Origin of the sequence: Pantoea sp. Lij88 (genome assembly GCF_030062155.1) — a bacterium.
Taxonomy (GTDB): domain Bacteria; phylum Pseudomonadota; class Gammaproteobacteria; order Enterobacterales; family Enterobacteriaceae; genus Pantoea.
This window is the reverse complement of record NZ_CP118269.1, coordinates 1,294,267-1,310,593: the sequence shown is the minus strand read 5'-3', so window position 1 is coordinate 1,310,593 and position 16,327 is coordinate 1,294,267. Positions and strand designations below refer to the sequence as shown.

14 protein-coding genes are annotated in these 16,327 nt (G+C 55.8%); all 14 read right to left on the bottom strand.

Going from position 1 to position 16,327, the window contains the following annotated elements; all coding sequences use genetic code 11:
- Positions 1–176 precede the first annotated feature (176 nt).
- A complete protein-coding gene (locus PU624_RS10010; RefSeq protein ID WP_283547485.1) occupies positions 177–635 on the bottom strand; it encodes a GNAT family N-acetyltransferase in 459 nt (152 codons plus the stop codon).
- 125 nt (positions 636–760) lie between these two features.
- A complete protein-coding gene (gene nuoN / locus PU624_RS10005) occupies positions 761–2,218 on the bottom strand; it encodes an NADH-quinone oxidoreductase subunit NuoN (protein WP_003854230.1) in 1,458 nt (485 codons plus the stop codon).
- Between the two features lie 6 nt (positions 2,219–2,224).
- Positions 2,225–3,745: an NADH-quinone oxidoreductase subunit M gene (nuoM, locus tag PU624_RS10000; protein ID WP_010258081.1), complete on the bottom strand. Its 1,521-nt coding sequence runs from the start codon at positions 3,743–3,745 to the stop codon at positions 2,225–2,227.
- Between the two features lie 210 nt (positions 3,746–3,955).
- The gene (gene nuoL, locus PU624_RS09995) at positions 3,956–5,791 is read right to left on the bottom strand and encodes an NADH-quinone oxidoreductase subunit L (RefSeq protein ID WP_283547484.1); all 1,836 of its coding nucleotides are present in this window, start codon (positions 5,789–5,791) and stop codon (positions 3,956–3,958) included.
- Positions 5,788–6,090 (bottom strand): NADH-quinone oxidoreductase subunit NuoK, encoded by a 303-nt coding sequence (nuoK, locus tag PU624_RS09990; RefSeq protein ID WP_003854236.1) that lies wholly within the window; start codon positions 6,088–6,090, stop codon positions 5,788–5,790. Before nuoK ends, nuoL begins: the two co-directional genes overlap by 4 nt.
- Positions 6,087–6,638: an NADH-quinone oxidoreductase subunit J gene (gene nuoJ / locus PU624_RS09985; RefSeq protein ID WP_003854237.1), complete on the bottom strand. Its 552-nt coding sequence runs from the start codon at positions 6,636–6,638 to the stop codon at positions 6,087–6,089. The genes nuoK and nuoJ overlap by 4 nt, the downstream gene beginning before the upstream one ends.
- Positions 6,639–6,648: 10 nt before the next feature.
- Complete coding sequence (nuoI, locus tag PU624_RS09980; RefSeq protein WP_003854239.1) at positions 6,649–7,191, bottom strand: NADH-quinone oxidoreductase subunit NuoI; 543 nt, start codon at positions 7,189–7,191, stop codon at positions 6,649–6,651.
- A gap of 11 nt (positions 7,192–7,202) precedes the next feature.
- A complete protein-coding gene (gene nuoH / locus PU624_RS09975) occupies positions 7,203–8,180 on the bottom strand; it encodes an NADH-quinone oxidoreductase subunit NuoH (RefSeq protein ID WP_003854240.1) in 978 nt (325 codons plus the stop codon).
- Positions 8,177–10,900, bottom strand: a complete 2,724-nt coding sequence (gene nuoG / locus PU624_RS09970; RefSeq protein WP_283547483.1) for an NADH-quinone oxidoreductase subunit NuoG — start codon at positions 10,898–10,900, stop codon at positions 8,177–8,179. Before nuoG ends, nuoH begins: the two co-directional genes overlap by 4 nt.
- 112 nt (positions 10,901–11,012) lie before the next feature.
- Positions 11,013–12,353: an NADH-quinone oxidoreductase subunit NuoF gene (gene nuoF / locus PU624_RS09965; protein WP_283547965.1), complete on the bottom strand. Its 1,341-nt coding sequence runs from the start codon at positions 12,351–12,353 to the stop codon at positions 11,013–11,015.
- Between the two features lie 2 nt (positions 12,354–12,355).
- Positions 12,356–12,871 (bottom strand): NADH-quinone oxidoreductase subunit NuoE, encoded by a 516-nt coding sequence (gene nuoE / locus PU624_RS09960; protein ID WP_283547482.1) that lies wholly within the window; start codon positions 12,869–12,871, stop codon positions 12,356–12,358.
- Between the two features lie 3 nt (positions 12,872–12,874).
- The gene (gene nuoC / locus PU624_RS09955) at positions 12,875–14,674 is read right to left on the bottom strand and encodes an NADH-quinone oxidoreductase subunit C/D (protein ID WP_008926471.1); all 1,800 of its coding nucleotides are present in this window, start codon (positions 14,672–14,674) and stop codon (positions 12,875–12,877) included.
- A 113-nt stretch (positions 14,675–14,787) separates the two neighbouring features.
- The gene (locus PU624_RS09950; RefSeq protein ID WP_003854245.1) at positions 14,788–15,465 is read right to left on the bottom strand and encodes a NuoB/complex I 20 kDa subunit family protein; all 678 of its coding nucleotides are present in this window, start codon (positions 15,463–15,465) and stop codon (positions 14,788–14,790) included.
- Between the two features lie 15 nt (positions 15,466–15,480).
- On the bottom strand, positions 15,481–15,924 hold the full coding sequence (locus PU624_RS09945) for an NADH-quinone oxidoreductase subunit A (RefSeq protein WP_010258058.1): 444 nt from the start codon (positions 15,922–15,924) through the stop codon (positions 15,481–15,483).
- Between the last annotated feature and the right edge of the window lie 403 nt (positions 15,925–16,327).

Below are 16,327 nucleotides of genomic sequence, written 5' to 3'. Positions count from 1 at the left end.
AGATCGGAAAGTCGCAAAAGCCGTCATCCATGACATGCTCGGCCCGCGCCGTCCTGGCGCGGGACGCTTTCCTCCTCTGACCGTGTTTCCTTCGCGTTGAGTTGAGAGGTTGCTGTCAGTTTCACTCTGACCTGAGTTTGTCGGCAGTATGAGGCGAGGCTCAGGCCTCGCCTTTTTTATGGCGCGTTCTTCAGCATATCGACGTGCGGGATGCCATCTTCCAGGTAGTTCTCCCCCACCGCCACAAAGCCATGCTGGCCATAGAAGTTTTCCAGATGCGCCTGCGCGGAGAGAAACATGTCCCGGCCCGGCCAGTGCTGCTGACAACTGCTGATCGCCTGCTCCATCAGACGATTGCCCAGACGCGCACCGCGAACCCGATCTGACACGATCACCCGCCCGATCTTCACCGGGCTGGTCTCATCCTCTGGCGTGATAAGTCGCGCATAAGCCACCAGCTGGTCATCCGCCATGCCCAGCAGATGCCGGTTTTCCGCCTGCAAATCTTTGCCATCCACATCAAGGTAAGCACACTGCTGTTCGACCACGAACACGGCGCTGCGCAACGCCAGCAGCGCATAGAGTTCCGGAGCGGTGAGTTCACTATGATGTTTATCCTGCCAGTCAATGTTCATGGTCTCTCCTTGCTAAACAAAACACTCTACCTCAGTGTGGTGTCGCCAGCACCTGCTGGTCACCGCGTCTGACAGGCAAAAAAAATCAGGCCCGGAGGCCTGATTCATCAGTTGCAGTCATCTGCTTACATCAGTGGCTGAGCCATCTGCACCAGTCTGATGAGCGGCTGCGGGTAAACCCCTAACAGCAGCACCAGAATGGCAGAGATCAGAACCACCACACCACCGGCCGTAAATGCCCAGTTCGCCGGGGTATCACGGGTATGCAGTTCCGGCGGGCTGAGGTAAAGACTTACCGTCACGCGCAGATAGTAGTAGAGGCCAATCGCACTACCCGCGACCACTGCACCGGTCAGCCACCACAGGTGCGCACTCACACCTGAAGCGATCACGTAGAATTTACCGATAAAGCCCAGCGTCATCGGAATACCCGCCAGCGACAGCATCATCACCGTCATCACGGCTGACAGGATAGGACGATGCCAGAACAGACCGCGATAAGAGTAGAGCGAATCGGCATCCGGGCCACGATACGGGCTGGACATCAGACTCACCACACCAAAGGCACCCAGGCTGCTGAACAGATAACCTGCCAGGTAAACACCGGAGGTTTCCAGCGACAGCTGATGATCTTTCACCGCAATCAGCGCCACCAGCAGATAACCGAGGTGGGCGATAGAGGAGTAACCCAGCAGACGCTTGATGTTGCTCTGCGAAATCGCCATCAGGTTACCGAACAGAATCGACACAAAGGCGATCATGGCCAGCACGGTTCGCACCGCTTCGCTGTCAGTCACCGGCGCATACATGAACAGACGCATGATGACACCGAAGATCGCAATCTTGCTGGCGGTCGCCAGGAAGGTTGAAACCGGCGCAGGCGCACCCTGATAAACATCGGGGGTCCAGAGGTGGAACGGAACCAGTGAGAGCTTGAAGCCCAGACCGATAATCATCATGCCCAGACCCACCAGCAGCAGTGGCTCGTGGATCATGCTGTCAGTCAGGCTCTGACCCAGCGCAACGAAGCTCAGGTTACCGGAGTCGGCGTAGATTAGCGCGATACCAAACAGCAGGAACGATGAGGCCGCTGCGGAAAGAATGGTGTATTTCAGCGCCGCTTCCAGCGAACGTTTCTGACGGAAAGCGTAGCCAATCAGACCAAACAGCGGCAGCGACAGTAGCTCAATGCCGATGAACAGCGAGGCCAGATGGTTTGCACTGGCCAGCACGATGCCACCCAGCGCCGCAATCAGCACCAGCAGGTAGAACTCATCTTTGTTGTCCGGGTAACCCGCCAGCCATGGATAGGCAAAGGTACAGGTCGCCAGGCTCGCCAGCATCACCAGCGCGGTATAGAACATCGAATAGCCATCGACGCGCAGCAGCGGCGTGACATCCATCGCCCCCACCTGACCGACAAAGTAGAGCGAGAGCAGCGCCAGGTTCAGGCCAACTACCGTTAGCGTGGCGTTAACGAAGTGGTTGCGTCGCCAGGCAATGGACAGCATCACAACCACCACCGTCAATCCGACGATTAACAGCGGTAGCAACGCAATCAATTGGTGAGGAGTTATTGTCATGGCGAATTACGGCCTTGTAGTTGAAATTGAAGCGGTAAACCACTGCTGAATATTGCTCATGGCAGCGTGCGAAGTATCCAGAATCGGCTGTGGATAGACGCCCAGCAGCACCAGCAGCACCACCAGAACACCGATGGTCATAAACTCACGCGGTGACATGCCTGGCAGCGGATCTTTCGATTTCGCTTCGCCATAGTAAGCGCGCTGCATCATCACCAGCGAGTAAATCGAGGCGAACACCAGACCAAAGGTTGCGATGATGATAATCATCGGCACCACCTGGAAGCTGCCGGTCAGAATCATAAATTCGCCGACGAAGTTACCGGTGCCCGGCATACCGAGGTTGGCAACAGCAAAGAAGAGCGACAGACCCGGAATCCATTTGATGCGCGACCACAGGCCGCCCATCTGACGCATATCACGGGTATGCAGACGCTCATACAGCTGACCACACAGAATGAAGAGTGCAGCAGCAGACAGACCGTGCGCAATCATCTGGATCACCGCACCCTGCAGCGCCAGCTGGCTGCCGGTGTAGATGGCAATCAGTACAAAGCCCATGTGCGAAATCGAGGTGTAAGCAATCAGACGCTTGATGTCGGTCTGCGAGAAGGCCATCCACGCACCGTAGAAGATACCGATGATGCCTAACCACATGGCGATTGGCGCAAACTCGGCCGACGCGTTCGGGAACAGCGGCAGACTGAAACGCAGTAAGCCGTACGCCGCGGTTTTCAGCAGGATACCCGCCAGGTCAACAGAACCGGCTGTTGGCGCCTGACTGTGCGCATCCGGCAGCCAGCCGTGCAACGGTACTACCGGCATCTTCACCGCAAAGGCGATAAAGAAGCCCAGCATCAGCAGATATTCAACACCGCTCGACATTGGCGTCTGCAGCAGCTGTTCGTAGTTGAATGTCCACACGCCGGTCGCGTTGTAGTGAACAAACACCAGGCCCAGAATCGCAATCAGCATCACCAGACCCGAAGCCTGGGTATAGATGAAGAATTTGGTCGCGGCGGAAATACGGGTTTTACCGTCCGATGCTTTATGACCCCAGAGCGCGATGAGGAAGTACATCGGCACCAGCATCATTTCCCAGAAGAAGAAGAACAGGAACAGATCGATGGAGAGGAACACACCGATTACGCCGCCCAGGATCCACATCAGGTTCAGATGGAAGAAGCCCTGATACTTTGAGATCTCATTCCATGAACAGAGCACCGCCATCAGACCGAGCAGGCCGGTCAGCACCACCATCAGCAGCGAGAGGCCATCGATGGCTAAATGGAAGCTGATGCCGAAGCGTGGGATCCACGGAACGGAGAAACTTGACTGCCACTGCGGAATGCCCGCTGCCTGCGTCAGTGAATAGCCTCCCTGCAACCAGAGTTGCAGCGAAAGCGCCAACGTCAGCCCCATGGTGATCAGCGCGATCCAGCGTGGCACCTTCGCGCCAAGGCGCTCAGTGAGCCAGCAGATCAGACCGCCGACGAAGGGTATGATAATTAGCCAAGGTAATAACACGGCACACTTCCCTTTTCTTTGTCTTAGTTCGGGCTATCTTACTTGCCATTTTGCTTCCCGGCAGTGCTCGCAATCCTCACATACCTCGGTATGCTCCGGTTGCTGTGCGCTGGCGGTAACCAAACTGGCCGCGACGATAACGCCCTTGCTCAGGACAATTTTTGACATTCTCAATGGGCAGATTAGCTAACCTGCCCCGCTCATCAATCTTTAAATCACCAGCAGCAGAGCCAGCACCAGTACGGCACCCAGGCTCATTGACGCAACGTACCAGCGCAGGTAGCCGTTCTCACTGACCACAAGGCCTTTGTTGGCAATGCGTGACAGCAGCGCAGGCAGGTTCATCAGGCCATTCAGTGGGTCGCGCTTCAGCAGCCACGCAATACCCAGATAAGGTTTGACGAACACTTTATCGTAGAGCCAGTCGAAGCCCCAGGCCGCAAACCACCAGGTGCCGAAGAAGCGGCCTGGCGCACTGTTTGCGATACGGGTAACCAGCTCACGTTTGCCCAGCCACAGTGCGGCAGCGATCAGAATGCCGACAATCGCTACGACGCCCGAGGTGATTTCCAGTCCCACTTTGCCCGCTTCACCAAACTCATTGGCTGGCAGTACGCCCGCTAGCGGTGGCGTAATCAGCGCACCAATGAAGGTAGAGAGCAGCAGCAGCACAATCAGCGGCAGATGATGGGTGATGCCTTTACCGGCATGCGCATGAATTTTCTCTTCGCCGTGGAACACGATGAAGATCATGCGGAAGGTATAGATAGAGGTCAGGAACGCCCCTACCAGACCCGCAACCATCAGATTGATGTGGCCGTTAGCCAGTGCACCAAACAGAATCTCATCTTTACTGTAGAAGCCCGCCGTAATCAGCGGCAGTGCCGCCAGCGCCGCGCCGCCAACCAGGAAGCAGGTGTAGACCAGCGGAATGCTCTTACGCAGACCACCCATTTTGAAGATGTTCTGTTCGTGATGGCAGGCCAGAATCACTGAACCCGAGGAGAGGAACAGTAATGCTTTAAAGAAGGCGTGCGTCATCAGATGGAAAATCGCCGCATCCCACGCCTGAACACCCAGCGCCAGGAACATGTAGCCAATCTGGCTCATGGTGGAGTAAGCGAGAACACGTTTAATGTCGGTCTGCACCAGCGCGGCAAAGCCTGCCAGCACCAGGGTAATGGCCCCGATGATGCCAACCAGATGCAGCACTTCCGGCGTCAGCAGGAAGAGACCGTGACTGCGGGCAATCAGGTAAACACCCGCCGTCACCATGGTCGCGGCGTGGATCAGAGCCGAAACCGGTGTCGGACCTGCCATCGCATCTGCCAGCCAGGTCTGTAACGGCAGCTGTGCCGATTTACCGACCGCGCCGCCCAGCAGCATCAGCGTTGCCCACTGCAGCATATGGTTGTCAGCGGCAAAGTGCGCCGGTGCCAGTTCCATCATCTCGCGGAAGTTCAGCGTGCCCAGCTCGTTGTAGAGAATGAACAGGCCAAATGCCAGGAAGACGTCGCCCACGCGGGTGATGATGAAGGCTTTCATCGCCGCTTTGCCGTTTTCCGGATTGCTGTAATAGAAGCCGATCAGCAGATAAGAGCAAAGCCCTACCCCTTCCCAGCCCAGATACATCAGCATCAGGTTATCGGCCAGCACCAGAACAACCATGCTGGCGATAAACAGGTTGGTATAGGCGAAGAAGCGGGAGTAACCCTCTTCTCCACGCATGTACCAGGAGGCGAACATGTGAATGAAGAAGCCGACGCCGGTTACCACCGACAGCATGGTCAGCGACAGGCCGTCCAGCGTCAGGTTCACCTTCATGTCGAAGTTGCCGACATGCATCCAGGTCCAGAGTGACTGGGTGTAGGCTTGCTGACCACTGGCGAAGAACTCGAAACCGAGCATCAATGTCGTCAGTGCTGCCAGACCCACCGATCCCATACCTACCGTGGCCGACAGGTTCTCTGACCAGCGACCGCGGGAAAACGCTAACAGCAGAAAGCCAATCAGCGGAAACAAGACAGTTAAATAGAGAAGATTCATCCGCGCATCTCGCTCACAGTATCAATGTTCAGCGTCTGACGACGACGATAGAGCTGAAGCAGCAGTGCCAGACCAATACTGGCTTCCGCTGCCGCCAGGCTGATCGCCAGGATATACATCACCTGTCCATCGGCCTGACCCCAATAGCTCCCGGCAACCACCAGGGCTAAGGCGGCGGCGTTGATCATGATTTCAAGGCCGATCAGCATAAACAGCAGATTGCGGCGTATCACCAGCGACGTCAGTCCAAGGACAAACAGCACGGCAGCAAGAATCAATCCATGTTGTAACGGGATCATGCGTTCTCCTTTTTCACCTGAGCGGCGTCAGCATTACGGTTACTCAGGACTTCGCCCTGACGCTCTTCACGACCGATATGGAACGCCACGACCAGACCCGCCAGCAGCAGCATAGAGGCCAGTTCGACCGCCAGTACGTAAGGACCAAACAGGCTGATGCCGACCGCTTTGGCGTCGATGATGGTGCCATCAATGCCCTGGTCATTGGCTGTCAGGATGGCGTAGATCATCACCACCAGCAGCAGTAATGAAACGATGCCCGGGCCAATCCACAGTGACGGGCTGAGCCACTCGCGCTCCTGCTTCTCAGTCTGTTTGCCCAGGTTCAGCATCATGACCACGAAGACGAACAGCACCATGATGGCACCGGCGTAAACGATAATCTCCAGCGCACCCGCAAAATAGGCCCCCATCGAGAAGAAGACGCCCGCGATCGATAACAGCGAAACGATCAGGTACAGCAACGCATGTACCGGATTAGTGTGGGTAATGACGCGCAACGTCGTCAGCACCGCCACCAGTCCGCAAAGATAAAACGCAAATTCCATGCCTTGCTCCTTAAGGTAATAAGCCTTTGACGTCGATAGGCTTGGCTTCGTTTTCCGCTTCGCCCTTATCTTTACCGTCAATCGCCATACCTGCCATGCGGTAGAAGTTGTACTCCGGATATTTACCCGGTCCCGAAATCAGCAGATCGTCCTTCTCATACACCAGATCCTGACGCTTAAACTCACCCAGTTCGAAATCGGGAGTCAGCTGAATCGCCGTGGTCGGACAGGCTTCTTCACACATGCCGCAGAAGATGCAGCGTGAGAAGTTGATGCGGAAGAACTCCGGGTACCAGCGGCCATCTTTGGTTTCGGCTTTCTGCAGTGAAATACAGCCCACCGGACAGGCAACCGCACACAGGTTACAGGCGACGCAACGCTCCTGACCATCCGGATCGCGGGTTAACACGATACGGCCACGATAGCGTGGTGGCAGATAAACCGGCTCTTCCGGGTACATCTGAGTTTCACGTTTGGCGAAGGCGTGCAGCCCGATCAGCCAGATACTGCGAACTGTCGTGCCAAAACCTACGACAATATCTTTCAAAGTCATTTGTTAACCCCTTACGGCGCTGTGTAGAGAATCACTGCGGCAGTCGCCAGCAGGTTCAACAGCGTCAACGGCAGACACACTTTCCAGCCGAATGACAGCACCTGGTCGTAGCGTGGACGCGGAAGCGCAGCACGAATCAGGATGAACATCATCATAAAGAACGCCGTTTTCAGGGCGAACCAGATGAACGGCGGCAGGAAAGGTCCGTGCCAGCCACCAAAGAACAGCGTTACGATCAGCGCTGAAACGGTGGTAATCGCCACATATTCGCCGACAAAGAACAGGCCGAACTTCATACCGGCATATTCAATGTGATAACCGTCCGCCAGTTCCTGCTCCGCTTCTGGCTGGTCAAACGGATGACGGTGACACACCGCCACGCCAGCAATACAGAAGGTCACGAAACCGAAGAACTGCGGAATGATGTTCCACAGATGCGTCTGGCTGTTGACGATATCGTTCATGTTGAACGAGCCCGCCTGCGCCACTACACCCATCAGCGACAGCCCCAGAAACACTTCGTAGCTCAGGGTCTGCGCTGAGGCGCGCATCGCACCCAGCAGCGAGTATTTGTTATTACTCGACCAGCCGGCAAACAGCACCGCGTAGACCGCAAGGCCCGCCATCATCAGGAAGAACAGCAGACCGATATTCAGGTCTGTCACCATCCAGGTGGGCGACACCGGCACGATAGCAAAGGCCAGCAGCAGGGAAACAAAGGCGATAACCGGCGCAAGGGTAAAGATAAAGCGGTCGGTAAACGGCGGGACCCAGTCCTCTTTAAAGAACATTTTGATCATGTCCGCGACCAGCTGGAGCGAGCCGCCCCAGCCTACGCGGTTGGGTCCGTAACGGTTCTGGAACAGGCCGAGCAGACGACGCTCGGCGAAGCTCATGAACGCGCCGCAGGCCACAACCACCAGCAGAATCACGATGGCTTTAACAATGGCCAGCAGAATGTCGATAACGTCCGGTGTTAACCAGCTCATTGCGCCGCCTCCTGCAGAGTATCGATTTTACCGTTCGCCAGGAATGGCGGAACGCCCGGCATACCCAGCGGCAGACCAATCTGTCCCGCCTGCAGTGACGCCGAGAAACGGACCGGCAGACGCACTGTCTCACCGGCACAGCTGAACTCAACCGCTGCGCCATTGTTGACGCCCAGTCTGGCTGCATCCTCCGGGTTAATCACCAGGGCAGGCTCAGCCATACGCTGCTGGAAGACCGGTGAACGCTGTGACATCTCTTCGCTACCGAACAACCGGTGGAGAGGCGCCACACGCCACTGCGCATCACTGACAAAGGCTTCAGGCACGGTCGTGAACCACGGCAACTCACTACTGCTGGCTTCAAACAGGCGCACGCCTGGATCGCCATGACGCAGTTTGCCGCCCACTTCCACCTGGAACTTGTTCCACGCCTGCGGTGAGTTCCAGCCTGGCGCCCAGGCAAATGGAATCTGCGAACGCGGAGCCGATGGCTGGTTGTTCCCTTCCATGGAGAAGGCGAACATGGTGTCCTGATCCTGTGGCTGACGCGGTTCGTGAACGCTGATATTCGCGCGCATCGCAGTACGTCCGCTGTTACGGATCGGAGAACGCGCCAGTTTCTGACCACGAATACGGAAGCTGGCATCAGGCGCCGCGTCTTTAATGCCCGCCAGCTGTGGCAGGCGGGTAACTACGGCATCGATCACGTGATCGAGCTGCGTCCAGTCCACGTGACGGCTTTCCAGCGTGCTGTGCAGCGAGTGCAGCCAGCGCCAGCTTTCGAGCATTACAATGTTGTTGTCGTAATAAGCAGGGTCATAAACCTGGAAGAAGCGCTGTGCGCGGCCTTCATGGTTGATCGACGTACCATCACTTTCAGCGAAGCTGGCGGTAGATAACACCAGGCCCGCTTTCTCAAGCGTGGCGGTACGCTGATGATCAACCACAATCACGTTTGTGGTCTGGGCCAGCGCCGCATCCACCACGGCTTTCGGTGCATGGCGATAGAGATCATTTTCCAGCACGACCAGCGCATCGGCTTCGCCGTTGCTCAGCTGTTCCAGCGCATGCTCCAGCGGATTACCGCCGATCATGCCCAGACCGATGCTGTTGGCGTGGCCCGCCAGCAGCGTAATGCCGACATCTGCACCACGTGCCTTCAGGGCTTTCGCCACGTTAGCCGCGGCTTCAATGACTGCGCTGCTGCCTGAGTGCGTACCGGAGATGATTAATGGCTTTTTCGCTCCGGCCAGCGCCTGAACGACAACATCCATTTTTCCGTTGAGTTTGCTGTCGAAATCGGTGACTGCTGGCGCAGATTCATCCAGCGCACTGGCGATAGCGAAGCCGAGGCGCGCCTGATCTTCGACCGGCGCACGATAGCTCCACGCCGCGATATCATCCAGACGGGTTTCATCAACGTGGGTTACAAACAGCGGATGTTTGGCGTTCTGACCGATGTTCATGATGGCGGCGATCTGCCAGTCTGCGACTTTCTGCGCCGCGGCCATATCACGCGCTTTACCTTTCACTGCCTGGCGAACAGAGAGTGCTACACGTGCGCCCACCTGTGTCAGATCTTCACCCAGCACCAGCACCGCATCGTAGCTTTCAATTTCACGCAGCGATGGCGTATAGATTCCGCCCTCACGCAGGACTTTCAGCATCAGTTCCAGACGGGCCTGCTCATCCGCTGGCATGCCGGTTGAGAAGTTCTCTGCACCCACCAGTTCACGCAGGGCAAAGTTACTTTCAATGCTGGCGCGCGGTGAGCCGATACCGATCACTTTCTTCGCCTGACGCAGTAAATCTGCACCGGCATTGACCGCCTGCTCTGCATTCAGCGTGACCCAGTCGTTGCCGCGCAGCAGCATCGGCTGACGTGGACGATCTTTGCGGTTCACGTAGCCATAGCCAAAGCGGCCACGGTCACACAGGAAGTAGTGGTTTACGGTGCCGTTATAGCGGTTTTCGATACGGCGTAACTCACCATAACGCTCACCCGGACTGGTGTTACAGCCGACGCTGCACTGCTGGCAGATGCTCGGTGCAAACTGCATATCCCATTTACGGTTATAGCGTTCAGAGTGGGTTTTGTCGGTGAAGACGCCGGTCGGGCAGATTTCAACCAGGTTGCCAGAGAACTCGCTCTCAAGCGTGCCATCTTCCGGGCGACCAAAGTAGACGTTGTCATGCGCGCCGTAGACACCCAGATCTTTGCCATCGGCATAATCTTTGTAGTAACGCACACAGCGGTAACAGGCGATACAGCGGTTCATCTCGTGGGAGATGAACGGGCCGAGATCCTGATTACGGTGAGTACGTTTGGTGAAGCGATAGCGGCGGAAGCTGTGGCCGGTCATTACTGTCATATCCTGCAGATGACAGTTACCGCCCTCTTCACACACCGGACAGTCGTGCGGGTGGTTGGTCATCAGCCACTCCACCACGCTTTCGCGGAACTCTTTCGCTTCGCCATCATCGATGGAGATGAATGTGCCGTCAGAGGCCGGTGTCATGCAGGACATGACAAGACGACCGCGGGTATCTTCGGCATTCTGGAATTGCTTTACCGCACACTGGCGGCAGGCCCCAACGCTTCCCAGCGCCGGATGCCAGCAAAAGTAAGGAATATCAAGGCCCAGAGAGAGACATGCCTGTAGCAGGTTGTCCGCTCCGTTCACATCATACTCTTTACCGTCTACATGAATTGTAGCCATAGTGACATGCTTCCGTAAGGCTCGTCAGAGACGAGCGTTAATCATATTCTTGCCCCGACGCACGACATTGTCGGGGCGGCGGCACCAGGCCTGTTCCGTATTCTTTGGTGAATTACCAGCGCGCTTTCAGCAGGTTTGGCTGGATCCCGCCAATGGCGCGGGTATTGCCAAACACCTGCGGTGCCATGCCAGCTTCAAACTCTTCACGGAAATATTTAATTGCACTCTGCAACGGCTCAACCGCACCCGGCGCATGCGCGCAGAAGGTTTTACCCGGACCAAGCTGACGGCAGAGTTGCAGCAGGGTTTCAATATCCCCTGGCTGTCCCTGTTTCTGCTCCAGCGCACGCAGAATTTTTACGCTCCACGGCAGGCCATCGCGACACGGTGTACACCAGCCGCACGACTCACGGGCAAAGAACTCTTCCAGGTTACGGACCAGCGAGACCATATTGATCTCGTGATCGACGGCCATCGCCAGCGCGGTACCGAGACGGCTGCCCGCTTTGCCGATGCTGACAAATTCCATCGGCAGATCCAGATGCTGGTCGGTCAGGAAGTCGGTCCCTGCCCCGCCCGGCTGCCAGGCTTTGAACTTCAGTCCGTCACGCATGCCGCCCGCATAATCTTCAAGGATTTCACGCGCGGTGATACCGAATGGCAGTTCCCAGACGCCGGGATTTTTAACCCGTCCGGAGAAGCCCATCATTTTGGTTCCGGCATCTTCGCTTTTAGAGATGTTTTTGTACCACTCCACGCCGTTGGCCAGGATCGCTGGCACGTTGGAGAGGGTTTCCACGTTGTTCACGCAGGTCGGTTTGCCCCACGCGCCTGCACTCGCCGGGAATGGCGGTTTGGAACGCGGGTTAGCACGACGGCCTTCCAGTGAGTTAATCAGCGCCGTCTCTTCGCCGCAGATATAACGCCCTGCGCCGGTGTGGACGATCAACTCGAAGTCGAAGCCGGTACCGAGAATATTTTTACCGAGATAGCCCGCTTCCGTCGCTTCAGCAATCGCACGGCGCAGATGCACCGCCGCTTCAATGTATTCGCCACGTAAGAAGATATAGCCACGGTAGGCCTTCAGCGCAAAGGCGCTGATGAGCATGCCTTCCACCAGCTGGTGCGGCATCTGCTCCATCAGCAGGCGGTCTTTATAGGTGCCTGGCTCCATCTCATCGGCGTTACACAGCAGGTAACGGATGTTCATCGACTCATCTTTCGGCATCAGGCTCCACTTCAGACCGGTAGAGAAGCCCGCACCGCCGCGCCCTTTCAGGCCGGAATCTTTGACTGCTGCGACGATTTCATCCTGTGACATGCTTTTCAGCGCTTTTTCCGCACCGGCATAGCCGTTTTTGCTGCGGTATTCGTCAAGCCAGACAGGTTGCTTATCGTCACGCATCCGCCAGGTCAGCGGATGGGTTTCAGCAGTACGAATGATCTGTTTAATTGTCATTGATACTGCTCCAGCAAAGAAGGGATGCCTTCCGGCGTCAGATGCACATGCGTGTCTTCATCCACCATCATCGTTGGGCCCTTGTCGCAGTTGCCCAGGCAGCAGGTCGGCAGCAGCGTAAAGCGGCCATCAGAGGTCGTCTGACCCGGTTTGATATTCAGCTGCTGCTCCAGTGCGGACTGGATGCCCTGATAACCGGTGATGTGACAGACCACGCTGTCACAGTAACGGATCACATGGCGGCCAACCGGCTGGCGGAAGATCTGGCTGTAAAACGTCGCCACACCTTCAACATCACTCGCCGGGATACCCAGGACGTCGGCAATCGCGTTGATCGCGCCGTCCGGCACCCAGCCGCGCTGTTTCTGCACGATCTTCAGCGCTTCAATCGAGGCTGCACGCGCATCTTCGTAGTGGTGTTTTTCGTGCTCAATGGCGTGATGCTCTTCCGCGCTCAGCACGAAGACCTCGTTAGGGTCGATCGTTTTAATGGCAATGTGTTGATCGTGCATAATTTAGCGGTCCACGTCTGACATAACAAAATCGATACTACCCAGATATACGATCAGGTCGGATACCAGGCTGCCACGGATTACTGAAGGAATCTGCTGCAGATGCGGGAAGCTCGGCGTACGCACGCGGGTGCGGTAGCTCATGGTGCTGCCATCGCTGGTCAGGTAGTAGCTGTTGATCCCTTTCGTCGCTTCAATCATCTGGAACGATTCGTTGGCTGGCATCACCGGTCCCCACGAAACCTGCAGGAAGTGGGTGATCAGCGTTTCAATGTGCTGCAGCGTACGCTCTTTCGGTGGCGGCGTGGTCAGCGGGTGATCCGCTTTGAACGGACCCTCTGGCATATTGTTGAGACACTGCTCAAGAATACGCAGCGACTGCCACATCTCTTCCATCTTCAGCTGAACACGGCTGTAAGCATCGCTAACGCCATCGCCGACCGGGATTTCGAAATCGAAGTTTTCGTAGCCGGAGTATGGACGCCATTTGCGCACGTCAAAGTCGAGACCGGTTGCACGCAGACCGGCACCGGTGGTACCCCACGCCAGCGCCTCTTCCATGTTGTACGCAGCAACGCCTTTGGAACGACCAATCAGCACGGTGTTACGCAGTGCCGCTTTGTCATATTCCTTCAGACGCTTCGGCATCCAGTCCAGGAAGTCACGCAGCAGACGTTCCCATCCACGCGGCAGGTCATGCGCGACACCACCGATACGGAACCAGGCGGGGTGCATACGGAAACCGGTAATGGCTTCAACCACGTCATAGATTTTCTGGCGATCGGTAAAGGCAAAGAACACCGGTGTCATAGCACCGACGTCCTGAATAAAGGTCGAGATATAGAGCAGATGGCTGTTAATGCGGAACAGCTCGGAGAGCATCACGCGGATCACGTTAACGCGATCGGGCACTACGATACCGGCTAGTTTTTCCACCGCCAGCACGTAAGGCATTTCGTTTACGCAGCCGCCGAGGTACTCGATACGGTCAGTGTAAGGAATATAGCTGTGCCAGGACTGACGCTCGCCCATCTTTTCGGCACCACGATGGTGATAACCGATGTCAGGCACGCAGTCGACAATCTCTTCACCATCCAGCTGCAGAATGATGCGGAACGCACCGTGCGCCGACGGGTGGTTAGGCCCGAGGTTCAGGAACATGAAGTCTTCGTTGGTGGTGCTGCGCTTCATACCCCAGTCTTCAGGCTTAAAGGTCAGCGCCTCCATCTCTAAATCTTCTTTCTGCTTAGTCAGCGTGAAAGGATCGAATTCGGTGGCGCGCGCCGGGTAATCTTTACGCAGCGGATGGCCTTCCCACGTCGACGGCATCATGATGCGCGTCAGGTGCGGGTGACCATCAAAGGTGATACCAAACATCTCCCACGTTTCACGCTCATACCAGTTGGCATTCGGGAAAAGACGGGTAATGGTCGGCAGATGCATATCGTTTTCAGAGAGTGCCACCTTGAGCATGATGTCGCGATTACGCTCAATCGACAGCAGGTGGTAGAAAACGGAAAAGTCCGCCGCAGGCAGGCCTGCACGGTGGGTACGTAAACGCTCATCCACGCCATGCAGGTCATACAGCATGACGTACGGCTTCGGTAATTTACGCAGGAACTCGGTAATTTCCAGTATCTGTTCACGCTTAACCCAGACCACCGGAATGCCGGTGCGGGTTGGCTGTACAGTGAAGGCATCCGGCCCAAAACGGTTACGCAACTCGCCGATCACCGGGTCATCAAGGTGATCACGGGTTTGCCATGAAGGCTGAGCGAGATCTTGCGTGGTCAAATCTGTCATACGTTACTCACCATTCCGGCCTGGTCTCAGGCACTCAAATGAAGGCGTCAGGATGGGGCCATGCATTAAATTGTGATGTTCTGCTGCAGGCGCTGTTTTCCATCCATACGGTTTTAGACTTCGTCCGGGCTGCGCAGGTTTGTGACTGCGATGCGCTCGCCGCGTTTTCTTTCACGCTCTGAAGGCATGTTGGCGCGGTAAACGCCCTGGTCGCCGACAACCCATGAAAGCGGACGGCGCTCTTTGCCGATCGACTCCTGCAACAGCAGCAGTGCCTGCATGTAGGCTTCAGGACGTGGCGGGCAGCCAGGAATATAGACATCTACCGGCAGGAATTTATCGACGCCCTGCACCACCGAATAGATGTCATACATGCCGCCCGAGTTGGCGCAGGCCCCCATGGAGATCACCCATTTTGGCTCCAGCATCTGATCGTACAAACGCTGAATAACCGGGGCCATTTTGGTAAACGGCGTACCGGCAATCACCATGAAATCCGCCTGACGTGGCGAGGCGCGCATCACTTCCGCACCAAAACGTGCCACGTCGTGAACGGCGGTAAACGATGTTGTCATCTCTACGTAACAACAGGACAGGCCAAAGTTATACGGCCAGAGGGAGTTTTTACGTCCCCAGTTCACCATGTCATGCAGGGCATTTTCGAGTTTGCCCATATAAACGCTGCGATGAACGTGCTGCTCCAGCGGATCGCTGACGATTTCCTGCTTTTGCAGAGGATAACGGTCGTTCTCACCACCGTTCGGGTCTATGCGGGTGAGCGTATAGTCCATCTTATTGCCTCTCTTTTACTGCTTATGAGGATTGGTGTGGCTGACCGTAGTCGTTTTCACCACTACGCGACGGCGTGCTGGCGCCCAGTCCAGTGCGCCAATGCGTACCAGATAGACCAGACCCGCCAGGAGCACCAAAATGAAAATTGCGGCTTCCACAAAGCCGATCCAACCGCTTTCACGGATTGAAGTCGCCCATGCGTATAAAAAGAGGGCTTCGACGTCAAAGATGACGAAAAACATCGCAACCAGATAAAATTTCGCCGACAGGCGGATATGGGTATCACCAACGGATTCAATGCCCGATTCGAATGGCGTGTCTTTGTAGCGGGCGCGTGCTCTGCCGCCAAGCAGCCATCCTCCGGTCAGCATGAAAGCACACAGGCCAAAGGCAATAACGATAAATACGATAAACGCCCAGTGCTGAGCGATGATTTCGGTGGTTGTTGACATACTCATTGCTTACTCATCAAAAGTGGCGCTGGCATCCTGCACGCGTTTCCCGCAGCAAACTGACCACATCGATTCAAGGGAAGGGTAAAAACCTTATAAATGTCGCTGTTATCAGGCAATAAACAGCTAATTAATGGGGTTTTTTACTCCTTTCTATAACCTTTTGTCAACTTTGACAAAAGTATCCAAACATTATTTCACACCTGCATCATATTATTAACAAATGATGCCCCGCTTTCCAGCTAAATCGCTTCAGTCTGTAGGGTTAATTTTAGTGTAGCGGGTATTCACACGCATGGATCGTGCATTTAACAAACATATTTTGACAGGTATGCCTCTGTTTTCCTTCCCCTTATCAGGGGTATTTTCTTGATCCAGAGCACACTTTTGCCCTTTTTGCGTTAATTTT

Excerpts from the sequence above, each read along its gene's own strand:
- PU624_RS10010 (WP_283547485.1), bottom strand. The coding sequence starts at position 635 with ATGAACATTGACTGGCAGGATAAACATCATAGTGAACTCACCGCTCCG.
- nuoN (WP_003854230.1), bottom strand. The coding sequence starts at position 2,218 with ATGACAATAACTCCTCACCAATTGATTGCGTTGCTACCGCTGTTAATC.
- nuoL (WP_283547484.1), bottom strand. The coding sequence starts at position 5,791 with ATGAATCTTCTCTATTTAACTGTCTTGTTTCCGCTGATTGGCTTTCTG.
- nuoK (WP_003854236.1), bottom strand. The coding sequence starts at position 6,090 with ATGATCCCGTTACAACATGGATTGATTCTTGCTGCCGTGCTGTTTGTC.
- nuoJ (WP_003854237.1), bottom strand. The coding sequence starts at position 6,638 with ATGGAATTTGCGTTTTATCTTTGCGGACTGGTGGCGGTGCTGACGACG.
- nuoI (WP_003854239.1), bottom strand. The coding sequence starts at position 7,191 with ATGACTTTGAAAGATATTGTCGTAGGTTTTGGCACGACAGTTCGCAGT.
- nuoH (WP_003854240.1), bottom strand. The coding sequence starts at position 8,180 with ATGAGCTGGTTAACACCGGACGTTATCGACATTCTGCTGGCCATTGTT.
- nuoG (WP_283547483.1), bottom strand. The coding sequence starts at position 10,900 with ATGGCTACAATTCATGTAGACGGTAAAGAGTATGATGTGAACGGAGCG.
- nuoE (WP_283547482.1), bottom strand. The coding sequence starts at position 12,871 with ATGCACGATCAACACATTGCCATTAAAACGATCGACCCTAACGAGGTC.
- nuoC (WP_008926471.1), bottom strand. The coding sequence starts at position 14,674 with ATGACAGATTTGACCACGCAAGATCTCGCTCAGCCTTCATGGCAAACC.
- PU624_RS09950 (WP_003854245.1), bottom strand. The coding sequence starts at position 15,465 with ATGGACTATACGCTCACCCGCATAGACCCGAACGGTGGTGAGAACGAC.
- PU624_RS09945 (WP_010258058.1), bottom strand. The coding sequence starts at position 15,924 with ATGAGTATGTCAACAACCACCGAAATCATCGCTCAGCACTGGGCGTTT.